The following is a 13,087-nucleotide window of genomic DNA, read 5'->3' as shown; positions in this document are numbered from 1 at the left end:
TGAGTATGCTTAACCTTATGTAAAGCAAAATCACTTGATACATCGAGAGCTAGATAGGAGGGAATCCCATGCGCGTTAAAATCACATTAGCTTGCACTGAAACTGGTGACCGTACTTATATCACTAAAAAGAACAAGCGTAACAACCCAGAGCGTCTTGAGTTGAAGAAATACAACCCACGTCTCCGTAAGCACACACTTCACCGTGAAGTGAAATAATTGAGATGGAAGCCGTCACTTCGTGTGATGGCTTTTTTTGTGGAAAGGAAGACATTCATGAATAAACAAGAAGTACGCCGTCTGATCAAAGAACGACTCGATATGATGGAGAACCGTGCGGAGAAGGAACGGTTGATTCACGAACATGTATTATTATTACCTGAATGGCAACAAGCGACTTGTGTCGCGATCACATTAGCTTTTCGAAATGAATGTGATACAAGAATGCTGATTGAACAGGCGTGGCAAGAGGGCAAGACGGTCTTGATACCAAAAGTAGTCGGAGACGAGATGATCTTTTATGAACATGGACCAGAAGATCAACTGCAAGCAAATCAGATGGGGATTTCTGAACCGACCGCTTCAGCACGTCGCGCTTCACTTGCTCAAGCAGAGCTTTGCCTTGTTCCGGGTCGTGCCTATCGTCGGGACGGCTATCGGTTAGGATGGGGGGGAGGTTATTACGATCGTGCACTCGTGACCTATGCAGGATGTAAAGTATCGATTGCCTTTTCTGAACAACTTCTTTCAGATTTTGAAGTGGAAGCCTTTGATATCCCAGTTGATCTGATCGTCACTGACTTAGAGGTCATCCGATGCTAAGCGCGACCATTTTGTTTTGTCTATTGCTTGCTTGGACCGGACGATCTTTTCGTTTATTGACGACAAGTGGTGCGATCATGACCTTGCTCGTCGGTAGTGGTGTCTCATTCGGATTCGGTTGGCAAGGATTAGTAGTACTCTTACTTTTCTTTGGTAGCTCGAGCCTGTTATCGAAGGTCGGACGGTCCAGAAAACAATCGGTCGACTCCATCGTTGAGAAAGACGGCGCGCGTGACGGATGGCAGGTCCTTGCGAATGGAGGGCTAGCGTTCGTTGCTGCCTTAGCGTATGCCATGACGATGGATTTTGCGTATCTCTTGTTATTTCTATTCGTCATCGCAGCATCGAATGCTGATACGTGGGCATCCGAAATCGGACCGCTCTCAAGACGTGATCCATGGTCGCTCAAAACGTTACGACGGGTACCAGCAGGAACAAGTGGAGCGATGTCGCTGATTGGAACGGTCGGTACGATCGCAGGAGCTGCGTTCATCGCGATAGCAGCGCATTGGATATTTTCTCTTTCTTTAAGAGACGTCTTACTCGTAACAAGTATCGGTGTACTCGGGAGCCTGCTGGATACACTATTTGGAGCAGTAGGGCAACGCGTTTACCGATGTACGGTTTGTGGGGAATACACAGAAAAGCGAAAGCACCATGGGCAACCGACAGCTTATGTTTCAGGTATTCGATTTTTAGGGAATGATGCTGTCAATGTCTTAACGAGTGGTTTGGCAAGTGGAATCGGGTTTATCATCGTTCGATTCTGGTAACTGGAAAGTATATGAGTATGTAATTCCTTATGTTAGGATATCAATGACACAAAATGGACAAATGTGATTAATTTCACATGATACAAATAATGTGAAAGATGTTACAATTTATTTGTGAGATAGTTAACAAACTCTTAGGACGAATGAAAGGGTGGACATAACGATATGGAATTACATGCGAAAGTGACACGGGTAGCCCTCATTGGAGCTGGTGCAGTCGGTTCAAGCTTTGCCTATCAGATGTCAACAGCTGGGCTTTGTGAAGAACTTGTCATCATTGATGTCAACAAAGCCAAAGCAGAGGGCGAGGCAATGGACTTAAACCATGGAACACCATTTAGCTCTTCACCGATGCGAATATGGGCTGGCGACTACGCGGACTGCCGCGAAGCGGAAGTCGTCGTCATCACGGCAGGCGCTCCACAAAAACCAGGTGAGACAAGACTCGATCTCGTTGCAAAGAATGCGCTGATCATGAAAGAAATGATTCGTCAAATCATGGATTCTGGTTTTGATGGGATCATCGTCGTGGCTTCTAATCCGGTTGATATCATGGCGCATCTTGCCTGGAAATATTCCGGTCTTCCGAAATCCCGCGTATTTGGATCAGGAACGGTGCTTGATACAGCACGTCTGCGTCAAATGCTTGGAGAATACTTTCACATTGACTCCCGAAATGCCCATGCCTATATTCTTGGAGAACATGGTGATACGGAATTCGCTGCCTGGAGTAACAGCCGTATTTATGGAAAAACGATTGATGAACTACTTGCTGAAGACGATCGTTATTCTCAAGCAGATCTTGATCAAATTTACATCAACGTCCGAGATGCTGCTTATCATATCATCGAGCGCAAAGGGGCAACCTACTATGCGATCGGGCTTGGGCTTGTTCGGATCGTTCGTGCCATCCTCGGAAATGAGAACTGTCTATTAACGGTCGGTGCGCATGTCGATGGGCAGTATGGCATTTCCGGTATCCACATTGGAGTTCCCGCCATCATTAATCGTCAAGGTGTGCGTGAAATCATTGAAGTCTCATTGACGGAAGAAGAGTTGAAGAAATTCCATCATTCTGCTGATGTATTGCGTCAGACGCTTGAACCCGTCTTGCAAGGATAAGCGTACGCATCATGCTGAAGGTATTACCGAAATAAAGTAGCAAAAAAACTCAAGTGTCGGACTTTCTTCATATTGTCCACACTTGAGTTTTTTTGATGTAAAGAACGAATACATAAAAAATCACATCTATTCGTCCAGTAGTAAAAAGAGAAAAATCTAGGTTTTATTTTACTAGAAAAGGGTTAAGTAAGAGATAGAAGCATTTTTACGTCATTTTTTGTACGTCATGATACCCAAAAAGGAGAGAACCGACAGTCATGTATACTTTTCGAAAACTAACTAAAGAGGATGCAGAACAATACTGGAATCTACGCCTTGAGGGATTAAAAAATCATCCAGATGCATTCGGTCATTCGTTTGATGATGAACAGCAAACCCCGCTCCGCGAAGTACAAGAAGGACTTGAGGGAGAACCCGACTCCGATGAGGTTTGGCTTGGTATGTTCGACGGTGATACGTTGTTTGGGTTTGGTCAGGTCAAACCATATGAATTGTCACGTGAATCGCATAAAGCGATGATTTCTGGAGTATACGTATCACCTGAATATCGCGGGGGTACTGGTCGCGCTTTAATGGAAGCCTTAATCGAGGAAGCGAAAAAGTTACCGGACGTCGAGCAAGTCATTCTTGCCGTTTTATCAGGAAACGAAGCCGCACAAAATCTTTATGAGTCGCTCGGTTTTGAAGTATATGCCGAAGATCCAGATTCCGTAAAATTAGAAGACGGCACATATCGTGATGATATTTGGATGAAGAAGTACGTCTAAGTTCTTCAGAGGATGTAGATTAGAAGCTGTAGCAAAAAAAGTGCTACAGCTTTTTTGCATGGTATCCGTAGGATATCAGTATCGGCAAAGAATGAATATTTGTTATCATGAGAACAAAGCGGATGTCACATCGTAGTCCGATTGAAAGGGAGCGAATGAACATGAAAGAAGTCATACGTACGATTGAAGAGCTTGTCTCGATTCCGAGTCCAACAGGTTCGACAAAAGAAGCGATTACATATGTAGAAAAGCGATTGGTATCAGAAGGAATCACGTATCGAAAACTTGAGAAAGGAGCGATTTTAGCGACACTACCTGGTGCTTCAACGCGTACGCGGTTACTGACGGCACACGTCGACACACTAGGAGCGATGGTGAAAGAGATTTTACCAACAGGACGACTTCGTTTATCACAACTGGGGGGATATGCTTGGACAGCAATTGAAGGTGAGAACTGTCTCATTCACAAGATGGACGGTCAAACGATTTCAGGTACAATCGTGTTCCACCATTCGAGTGTTCATACGTCGCGCGAGACGAATAAGACGGAACGCTCCGCTGATAATATCGAAGTACGGCTCGATATCCGTTCAACGACAGCAGAAGAGACGCGCGTTGCCGGGATTGAAGTAGGAGACATCGTAACATTTGATCCGCGATTCCTCTACACGGAAACGGGATTCGTGAAGTCGCGCCATCTCGACGATAAAGCATCCGTTGCTTTGTTGCTTGAATTGATCAAGGAATGGAAAACAATCGAGCTGCCACACACGGTCCAGATTCTGATTTCAAATTACGAAGAAGTTGGATTCGGTGGAAATGCTGGATTCACGGAAGAAGTCGCAGAATACATCGCAGTCGACATGGGGGCACTAGGAGACGGTCAACACTCCGATGAATTCACGGTCTCGATCTGTGCGAAAGATGGTTCGGGTCCATATGACTTGGCTTTACGCCACCAGTTAACGCGTTTAGCACAACGTAACAGTATTCCATATAAGGTTGATATCTATCCATTCTATAGCTCGGATGCCTCAGCGGCAGTAAGTGCGGGACACGACGTCCGGCACGGATTGTTCGGTCCGGGAATCGAATCGAGTCATTCGTACGAACGTACACATGAGACGTCGTTACAAGCGACATATGATTTGTTGCATGCCTATGTAAAGGAGCCGATGGTTGATGAAGACACTGTATGACGTACAGCAGTTACTCAAGACATACGGAACATTCATCTATCTTGGGGACCGAGCGTCCGATATCGCGATGATGATGCTTGAACTCGATGAATTACAAGAAGCAGGCGTTTTAGAACAACGTCAGTACGATTCAGCGAAACTAATCTTACGACATGAATTAAAGCGTTCACAATCCGATAACATTTAAGATTGTGCAACCCTTTGCGCAAACGGGTTATGTCCGGTAAAATGAGGAAGCAGACATTATATGAGTATAGGGGAGACGAAGCAATGAAATGGTTACTCGGCATTGATATCGGCGGCACGACAGTCAAGATGGCAATTTTGGATTTGCAAGGGATCATCGTAGAAAAGTGGGAAATCGAGACGGTCGTTTTGAATGATGGCGTACAAATTCCTGGAGATATCGCAAAATCCTTCTTTGAGAAGTGTCAAGAGAGCAATAAACGACCAGAAGATTTCGTCGGAGCGGGCATCGGTGCGCCGGGATTCATTGATTTCAATACAGGTGTCGTTGAGAAAGCAGTCAATATCGGTTGGACTAACTTTGAACTCATCGGTGAATTCGAACGTTTGACGGGTTTACCGGCTGTACTTGAAAATGATGCGAACGCAGCGGCAATCGGTGAGATGTGGAAAGGTGCCGGTAGTGGGGCAACCGAACTCCTTGCTGTCACACTCGGTACGGGCGTCGGTGGTGGTCTGATCACGAACGGACAAATCGTGCATGGTACAGTCGGAATGGCTGGAGAAATCGGTCATATCACGATGTTGCCTGAAGGTGGCGTCCTATGTGGATGTGGTCGCAAAGGATGTCTTGAGACGATCGCGTCAGCAACAGGGATCGCTCGTCTTGGTCTTGAGAAGCGTAAAGGGAAAGAAACGTTACTCAACGACATCAAGGCAGTGACAGCAAAAGACGTATTCGAAGCGTATGAGAAAGGAGACCGGATTGCAACGGAAGTCGTAGAAGAAGTGACGTTCCATCTCGGTCTTGCCATCTCCAACTTAGCGAACAGTATTAACCCGGAAATCATCGTTATCGGTGGTGGTGTGTCAAAAGCGGGCGAGACATTGCTTGCACCACTCCGTCAACAGTTCGAACGCTTCGCTTTACCACGGGTTTTCGGATCAACGACGTTCAAGATTGCCGAGCTTGGAAACGATGCAGGAGTCATCGGCTGTGCATGGCTTGCGAAGCAGATGTTTCTCAAAAAATGATAATATTCAATTTCAGTAAAAGGTTCGCTTCGGCGAATCTTTTTTTTGTTTACAAACGTACAGTAATTATGTGATTGTTAAGTATCTTCCGGATTCCAGTTGCATTTTTGTAAAACTAAGCGTAAAATTTTCACGTGATATGGGTATATGTAAATTATGAGGTAAGTTGTGTGAACTGAAATCAGAAAGCACATGTAAATTAGGAGGCAGGTTTTTATGCAGCAAGACGCAAACATCTGGTCGCGAATGCGCCTAAAGATGGGTCAAGGCGTTCGCAGCACCTATAAAGAGCACAAGCTCTTTTGGATTGCGACCTTATTGATTTGGTTAAAAACGTATTTAGCGTATACACTTTTCTTCAACGTTCCCGTAACAAACTCTGCGCAAGCATTCATTCTACTAATTAACCCAATTAGTTCAGCGCTCTTCATGTTCGGGTTCAGCTTCTTCTTCCGAGGAAATGTTCAAAAATGGTTCATCTACGGCACACTGTTCGTCGCGACACTCATTTTATATGCGGACATCATTTTCTTCCGCTTCTTTAATGACTATCTGACGTTGCCGGTATTGTTCCAAACATCGAATGCGGAAACTGTTTCTGCATCGCTCGGGTCACTTTTGAATTGGTCCGATTTATTGATCGTCGGTGACTTGATCATCTTACCGTTCTTCTTACGGAAAATGGACATGTCAAAAAATGTTGCGTCACGTGGACGCGCGATTCTCGCATTCGTTGCAGCAGTTGTCGTTTTCCTTGGAAACTTGACGCTCGCTGAGACAGAACGTCCAGAATTGCTCACACGTGCCTTCGACCGAGAATTGCTCGTTAAAAACATCGGAACATTTAACTTCCATATGTATGATGCTCTCATTCAGTCTAAGACATCTGCGCAAAAAGCACTCGCGGACAGTTCTGAACTGTCGGAAGTTCAAAGTTTCATTGATTCAAAACATGCTGAACCGAACCCAGCTATGTTCGGAAAGTACAAAGGAAAGAACGTCATCGTCGTTTCCTTTGAGTCGGCACAATCCTTTGCAGTTGGATTAAAAGCACCAAACGGACAAGAGATTACACCGAACCTGAATAAGTTGATCAAGGAATCGCATTCATGGGATAACTTCTATCACAACACAGGACAAGGGAAAACGGCAGATGCTGAGTTCATTCTCGAAAACTCGATCTATCCACTTGGACGCGGTGCAGCATTCTTTACGAACGGAGAAAATGAATTCCGGGCAACTCCTGAAATGCTGAAAGAAGACGGCTATTATTCAGCTGTTTTCCATGCAAACAACAAATCGTTCTGGAACCGAGACATCGTCTACAATAGCTTTGGCGTCGATCGTTTCTTCTCAGAGACGGATTATGACCTAGGTGATCCAGCAGATTTGACGGAGTGGGGCTTGCTTGACGATAAATTCTTTGAACAGTCATTGCCGATGTTGAAAGATTTACCACGTCCGTTCTATTCGAAGTTCATCACATTGACGAACCACTATCCATTTGAGATGCCAAAACCAGAAGATGAACTCGTACCACCGCTTGAGACAAGTTCTACGACGTTGAACCATTATGTTCAGGCACTAGCGTATCAAGATATGGCACTCGGTAAATTCATCGAGGGTCTGAAAAAAGATGGTACGTGGGATGATACGATCTTCATGGTCTATGGTGACCACTATGGTATCTCGACGAACCACAATGCTGCGATGGCAGAACTCATGAACAAAGATGAGTTGACGCCGTATGATGTTGCACAATTGCAACGTGTACCATTCGTGATCCATTTACCGGGTCAAACGAAAGGTGTCAAACATGAAGACGTCGCGAGCCAAATCGACATTAAACCGACATTGCTTCATCTGTTAGGACAAGACTTCAAGAATGAAGTATTGTTCGGTACTGATCTCTTCTCGAAACAGCACAAGGATTATGCGCTGTTCCGCGATGGTTCCGTCATAACAGACAAAACGGTTTATACGCAGGAAACATGTTATGATCGTCAGACAGGTGAAGAGGTAAAAGATGGAGAGTTAGCAGAGATGTGTAAACAATCTACGAAACAATCCGAGAAGGAGTTAGGACTTTCGGATAAAGTCATCTATGGTGACTTGCTCCGTTTCCTTCAAACTTCAAAATAAGATGAAGAAAACGAATCTACTTTCGAGTGGATTCGTTTTTTTGTAGAAAGGCAAATAAAAAGAGAGATGCGCGAGGCATCTCTCTTCAGATTTTAGACAAAAGGGCTGACACCAAAAAATGACGCATCTTTTCACGCCCTTTCCTCAGGCGTGTGCCTCTAACAGCGCAAAATTGCGCTTTTTCCTGTAAGAGTGGCGTGTAACGCGTCATTCTTTTGATACTCGGAAGAAGGATCAGGGAAGCGTTTTGTTCACTCGACATCGCTTCCTAGGGAATAACAAGCAAGAGCGACCCTGCAGCGAATTGAAGCGGCGCGATGCTTGTCTCAGGAAAACGATTCGAAACGAACAAAAAAGTGCAATTCTTCTCGTTAGAGAAAAATTGCACTTTGTCTTTAGTCTCAAGGGGCTGACTCAAAAAAAAGAATGACGCGTCATTCTTTTTATTACGAGATAAGGGAGGCAGATCATCAATCTGCCTCCCTTATCTTTGTAGATACTGACTTTTGAGTCAGCCTCTTTTTAGCGTATCTTGATTACGATGGAATACCGCCGTAAATCAATGTCGCAATCCCGAACCAGCCGAATAAGACGACAGTCAGACCTGCGAATACGAGTGGAAACATTTGGCGTTTCTTAAGTGAACGAACGACGGCCCAAACGCCGACGAGTGCGACGAAGAAGAAAAGCCAACCGATTGGTTGATCCAAATGCATGACGTACTCCCCCTTAAACAATCACGTTATGAATTTCACGAAGATTTCACTTAAATCTCACTTTTTAGTTTATCCGACTCGCGGGATAAAGTCGAGAGGGCGTTGCAGGAACTTTCGACAATTTCGTGTATAGTAGGAGAAGAGTCTATTGTAAAGGGGTTTTATAGAATGGAAATCGTAATGATCACTTCCGGTATGGCATCTGAGAATGGTTATTTGTTATTTAAAGATAAGGAATGTCTCGTCATTGATCCGGGTACAGAAGATATGCGGTTTTTCGATGAGATTGAAAGTCGGGGAGCAACATTAAAAGCGATTTTGTTGACGCATGCGCATTTTGACCACATTGGTGGTGTGGATATGTTACGACGCTTCACGGAAGCCCCTGTCTACGTGCATCCGGAAGAAGCAGGATGGCTCGGTAATCCAGAATGGAATGGTTCAGCAAAATTCGGAATGCCACCGATGCGGATGAAACCAGCGGATCATTTGTTGCAACCAGGACGATTGACGATCGGTAGCTTTTCGATGCATGTACTTGAGACGCCAGGACACTCACCAGGAAGTGTGACGTTCTACTTTAAAGGAGAACGGATCGCGTTCGGTGGAGATCTCCTGTTCCAGCAAGGCGTCGGACGAACGGATCTACACGGTGGGGATCAAGACGTATTGATGCGTTCACTGGATCGACTCATCGCGGAACTACCGGCAGATACGACGGTTTATCCAGGGCATGGTCCGAGTACGACGATTCGTCAAGAAATGAAATCGAATCCATTCCTCTGACTAAAAAAACTCGCCATCCAAAAGGATGACGAGTTTTTTTCATTACATCTGGAAGTTCGACCAGTACGTAAAGACGATGAAAAATACAGTTAAGTAAGCTCCAAAGATATAGACATACGTTTTTTCAGTTAAGCGCAAGTAACCAAGCGCTGCAAAAAAGACAGTTTGTGCTAAGAAGACGAAGCCCATGACTAAAAATGAATCCGTATGCTCACTTGAGCTTGCATCGCCACCCAATGCGCCGATAAATGCCATGACTGCGATGATACCAGTCCAGAAACCGAGTACGCGGTACATTCTCCCCATTCCTATAACCCCCTAAATCCGACAGATAGTCAATATACGTACTTATTTTACCAAGCAAACAATCATCCGTCCATCCTGTTCTAGTGATTGTTAAGGAATAACTGTGAACAAAAGATGAAGTTTCAAAAAAAGTTGTACAATAGTTGTACAAAAGGTGTACAAAGTCAAATTGACGTGCTATAGTAACTGTAATGAAACCCCACACTTTGAGAGGAGGAGCAAAAATGACGAATGAGTTAGTCTTTTTCACATACCCAAGCTGTACATCATGTCGTAAAACGAAATCATGGTTAAAAGAGGAACATGTTGATGTAGAGGAACGTCATCTGTTCAGAAATGCTCCAACAGTTGATGAACTCATGGAACTGTTGAAATTATCGACGGATGGGATTGAAAGTTTGCTCGCAACACGCAGTCAAGCCTTCAAGGATCTCGGCATTGATATTGAAGACATGAAACTCAGTGAGTTATTACGCCTCATGAGTGACAATCCGAAATTATTACGCCGCCCAATCATCACTGATGGAAAACAACTTGTTATCGGATACGATAAACCAGGTCTTGAGACATTGGCGAAGCGTAAACATCGGACAATCGCACACGTATCGTAAAGAAGCCGGTTTGGTCGGCTTCTTTTTTTTGTGTATTGTTTGCGGTAGGGAGGTGAAGAGAAATGAAGGAATGGACGACACAACTCATGGAACGATTCGAATCACTTGGTGCAACAGATGTTCATTTCGTACCGAATGAAGCTTGCGTCCGAATAGTTTGTCGAACGGGTGATGGTTTGTGTGAACAAGAAGAGGTGGAACTGACACGTTACCGGACACTTGTCAGTCATGTCCGCTATGAGGCGAACTTAAAGGAACAGAATGAGCGGATTCCGCAAAGTGGTTTGTATCCGCACGGGAAAAAGGGCATGCGTGTCTCGTTGTTGCCGAGTCGACAAGGGGATGCGATGTCGTGGCGATTTTATCGATCAACGGTCTCTCAAGAAACAGCTTTACGAACGTTACACAATCAATTGGACTTCGCTTGGTTAGCTGAACAACGACACGGGTGTATCGTCATTTCTGGATCGACAGGTGCAGGAAAGACGACGATGTTATATTCCTTGATGAGTGCAATGGAAGAAAAGCGAATCATCTCGATTGAAGATCCGGTGGAATGTACGGTACCAAACGTCTTACAACTGGAACTAAATGAAAAGGCAGGCTTCACTGCTACGCGATGTTTTGAGGAAATATTGCGAGCGGATCCGGATTGGATTGCTTTTGGTGAGGTGCGGACGAGAGAGGCAGCACGTTTGACGATGAATGCCGCACTTAGTGGTCACGTCGTGTTATTTACGTTACACGCTGGAAGTATTGATGAGGCGCGATTGCGATTGCGTAGTTTAGGGATCGAAGAGTCAGAACTAGCTGTCTGTCAACGCATCATTCATCTCGAGCGAAAAGGAGAGGATGTCCGCTGTACCGTCAGAAACTTACAAGCCGCGATCAAAGTCGGTTCTTAAAACGATATCACCGTTTGTTATCAAAAGGCATTTCCGCGAAAGAGACGTTACTCATTTTAAAACGATTCGAGCGTCAGCCGTTCGCGGAAGTAGTCGGAGAAATGGAACAACGTCTTGAGAAAGGAGACTCCTTTGCAGCATCGCTTGAACCGCTTGCGTTAACGAATACCTTAAAACGACTTCTTTTCGTTGGAGAAAGGACAGAGCGACCATTGCTCGTTCTTCACCAAATCGTGAAACTGCTCGACCTCGAAACAGAAATGCGATCGAAGTTTTGGAAGATGATTCGGTATCCGCTTGTTCTAGCGACCAGTCTATTCCTTCTGTTCTTCTTTTACGCCCTCTACGTATTTCCGTCTCTCCTCGAGATGTCGGACCCGAAGACTCTCCCCTCATTTCTGCATCTCCTTCTTCACCCCTCTGCGAAATATCTGCTCGCAAGTATTCCCGTTATTTTGTTGACCTCCGGGTACCTCTTTTTTCGCTTCTTTCCGTTAAACCGTATTTTACGACTGAAACCGCTACAGCGTTTGATTCGCCTCTACTACAGCTATTTATTCACGATCGAAGTAGGATCGTTCATCGATGCTGGCTTCTCGCTCGAAGAGACCTTTCGCCATCTAGAGCAAGGACAAGCGAATAAAAAAGGGCATCTCTATGCTCGTCTACATGCTAAACAACAGGCAGGGGAACCACTTGCAGAAGCGCTTGGCGAAGATGAGATCATCGAAGCCGAGACGATTGGAATCGTCCATTTGGCGCGGGAAAGTGGCGATCTTGGACCGTTATTGCTTGAACAAGCGACACTTTTGCATGAGTCGATGGAAGAGGAACTAGAGAAAAAGTTGTTATGGATCGAGCCGATTTTGTACGGTGGATTGACGATCATGACGGGAACGTTGTTTCTCATCTTGTATTATCCGATACAGCTAGCGATACAGCAGCTTCCATTCTAAACAGAGGAGACGATACGATGAAACAATTCTTAAAGCGACAGGATGGATTCACCTTACTTGAGATGGCAGCCGTCTTATTGATCATTTCGTTATTACTGCTCGTTTTGATTCCAACGATGACAAGTGGAAAGGACCAGGCGAAAGGTGTGAGTTGTGAGGCGAACATTCGAGTCATTCGGTCAGAAGTAAACCTTTACTATGCCAAAGAGAAGAAGTACCCAGAATCGCTTCAGACGATCAATCGCGGAACAGCTGATAAACCGAATGCTCTCGTCTGTGATCAGGAGACGTATACGTATGATCCGAAGACTGGCGAACTTACGAAGTGAACGTGGATTTACCTTATTTGAGATGACGGCGGTGCTGACAATCATTGCTTGTTTACTTGTTTTTTTATTACCGGCACTGTTTGAAAAACGACCGGACTGGATTCCGCTTGAACAAGAGGTTCGTCTGATGGAACAAGATATTCAGACACTTCGACTGATGCAGTACTCAAAGCAAGATCAATCATTGATGCAGTTTCGATTTCGAGGAGACGGTGCAGGATACCTTGTCCTTGCGGATGACCGGTTGTTATGGCAACGGACATTCCAAAATGGTCATACGTGTACCGTTCCACCCTCGAATCGCATCATCTATTTTAAAAGCTATCACTCGATTTATGCAGCGACTTGGTCTTGCCGTTCGGCAACAGCCGAATATGAAATCAAATTCTTACTTGGGAACTATCAAATGGCAATCCGTAAAGTGAGGTGAGAA

The 13,087-nt window shown here is 44.9% G+C and carries 17 protein-coding genes; 15 read left to right on the top strand and 2 right to left on the bottom strand.

The window, feature by feature from the left end:
- Positions 1-68: 68 nt before the first annotated feature.
- The 9 genes from rpmG to ASF99_RS02890 all read left to right on the top strand — a co-directional run bounded on the left by rpmG (position 69) and on the right by ASF99_RS02890 (position 8,045).
- Entirely contained in the window at positions 69-218 is a 150-nt protein-coding gene (gene rpmG / locus ASF99_RS02930; protein ID WP_012369771.1) for a 50S ribosomal protein L33, read from the top strand.
- A gap of 57 nt (positions 219-275) precedes the next feature.
- Positions 276-821 (top strand): 5-formyltetrahydrofolate cyclo-ligase, encoded by a 546-nt coding sequence (locus ASF99_RS02925; protein WP_023467545.1) that lies wholly within the window; start codon positions 276-278, stop codon positions 819-821.
- A complete protein-coding gene (locus tag ASF99_RS02920; RefSeq protein WP_055966883.1) occupies positions 815-1,594 on the top strand; it encodes a DUF92 domain-containing protein in 780 nt (259 codons plus the stop codon). Before ASF99_RS02925 ends, ASF99_RS02920 begins: the two co-directional genes overlap by 7 nt.
- Positions 1,595-1,759: 165 nt before the next feature.
- Positions 1,760-2,716 carry an L-lactate dehydrogenase gene (locus ASF99_RS02915; RefSeq protein WP_023467547.1) on the top strand — a complete coding sequence of 319 codons (957 nt, stop codon included), beginning with the start codon at positions 1,760-1,762 and terminating at the stop codon, positions 2,714-2,716.
- A 257-nt stretch (positions 2,717-2,973) separates the two neighbouring features.
- Positions 2,974-3,483: a GNAT family N-acetyltransferase gene (locus ASF99_RS02910; protein WP_023467548.1), complete on the top strand. Its 510-nt coding sequence runs from the start codon at positions 2,974-2,976 to the stop codon at positions 3,481-3,483.
- Between the two features lie 161 nt (positions 3,484-3,644).
- Positions 3,645-4,682 carry a M42 family metallopeptidase gene (locus ASF99_RS02905; RefSeq protein ID WP_023467549.1) on the top strand — a complete coding sequence of 346 codons (1,038 nt, stop codon included), beginning with the start codon at positions 3,645-3,647 and terminating at the stop codon, positions 4,680-4,682.
- A complete protein-coding gene (locus ASF99_RS02900; RefSeq protein WP_023467550.1) occupies positions 4,666-4,869 on the top strand; it encodes a YqgQ family protein in 204 nt (67 codons plus the stop codon). The genes ASF99_RS02905 and ASF99_RS02900 overlap by 17 nt, the downstream gene beginning before the upstream one ends.
- Positions 4,870-4,952: 83 nt before the next feature.
- A complete protein-coding gene (locus tag ASF99_RS02895; protein ID WP_023467551.1) occupies positions 4,953-5,903 on the top strand; it encodes an ROK family glucokinase in 951 nt (316 codons plus the stop codon).
- Positions 5,904-6,119: 216 nt separating this feature from the next.
- The gene (locus tag ASF99_RS02890; RefSeq protein WP_023467552.1) at positions 6,120-8,045 is read left to right on the top strand and encodes an LTA synthase family protein; all 1,926 of its coding nucleotides are present in this window, start codon (positions 6,120-6,122) and stop codon (positions 8,043-8,045) included.
- A gap of 536 nt (positions 8,046-8,581) precedes the next feature.
- Here the strand turns inward: ASF99_RS02890 and ASF99_RS02885 are convergent.
- Positions 8,582-8,761 (bottom strand): DUF2759 domain-containing protein, encoded by a 180-nt coding sequence (locus ASF99_RS02885; protein ID WP_023467553.1) that lies wholly within the window; start codon positions 8,759-8,761, stop codon positions 8,582-8,584.
- Between the two features lie 168 nt (positions 8,762-8,929).
- Here ASF99_RS02885 and ASF99_RS02880 point away from each other — a divergent pair, with 168 nt between their 5' ends.
- Entirely contained in the window at positions 8,930-9,547 is a 618-nt protein-coding gene (locus tag ASF99_RS02880) for an MBL fold metallo-hydrolase (protein WP_023467554.1), read from the top strand.
- Between the two features lie 42 nt (positions 9,548-9,589).
- Here ASF99_RS02880 and ASF99_RS02875 read toward each other — a convergent pair whose 3' ends face one another.
- Positions 9,590-9,853: a DUF2626 family protein gene (locus tag ASF99_RS02875; protein ID WP_023467555.1), complete on the bottom strand. Its 264-nt coding sequence runs from the start codon at positions 9,851-9,853 to the stop codon at positions 9,590-9,592.
- A 224-nt stretch (positions 9,854-10,077) separates the two neighbouring features.
- Here ASF99_RS02875 and ASF99_RS02870 point away from each other — a divergent pair, with 224 nt between their 5' ends.
- The 5 genes from ASF99_RS02870 (at position 10,078) to ASF99_RS02850 (ending at position 13,084) form a co-directional block, all read left to right on the top strand.
- Positions 10,078-10,464 carry a Spx/MgsR family RNA polymerase-binding regulatory protein gene (locus tag ASF99_RS02870; protein ID WP_023467556.1) on the top strand — a complete coding sequence of 129 codons (387 nt, stop codon included), beginning with the start codon at positions 10,078-10,080 and terminating at the stop codon, positions 10,462-10,464.
- Between the two features lie 62 nt (positions 10,465-10,526).
- Positions 10,527-11,369 (top strand): ATPase, T2SS/T4P/T4SS family, encoded by an 843-nt coding sequence (locus ASF99_RS02865; protein ID WP_023467557.1) that lies wholly within the window; start codon positions 10,527-10,529, stop codon positions 11,367-11,369.
- A 14-nt stretch (positions 11,370-11,383) separates the two neighbouring features.
- On the top strand, positions 11,384-12,325 hold the full coding sequence (locus ASF99_RS02860; protein WP_055966876.1) for a type II secretion system F family protein: 942 nt from the start codon (positions 11,384-11,386) through the stop codon (positions 12,323-12,325).
- A gap of 17 nt (positions 12,326-12,342) precedes the next feature.
- Positions 12,343-12,654 (top strand): competence type IV pilus major pilin ComGC, encoded by a 312-nt coding sequence (locus ASF99_RS02855; protein WP_023467559.1) that lies wholly within the window; start codon positions 12,343-12,345, stop codon positions 12,652-12,654.
- Positions 12,623-13,084, top strand: a complete 462-nt coding sequence (locus tag ASF99_RS02850) for a type II secretion system protein (RefSeq protein ID WP_023467560.1) — start codon at positions 12,623-12,625, stop codon at positions 13,082-13,084. The genes ASF99_RS02855 and ASF99_RS02850 overlap by 32 nt, the downstream gene beginning before the upstream one ends.
- The last annotated feature ends 3 nt before the right edge of the window (positions 13,085-13,087 follow it).

The sequence above is a fragment of the Exiguobacterium sp. Leaf187 genome, assembly GCF_001423925.1.
Classification (GTDB): domain Bacteria; phylum Bacillota; class Bacilli; order Exiguobacteriales; family Exiguobacteriaceae; genus Exiguobacterium_A; species Exiguobacterium_A indicum.
The sequence above is the reverse complement of the archived record's forward strand: the minus strand, read 5'-3'. Positions and strand labels throughout refer to the sequence as shown.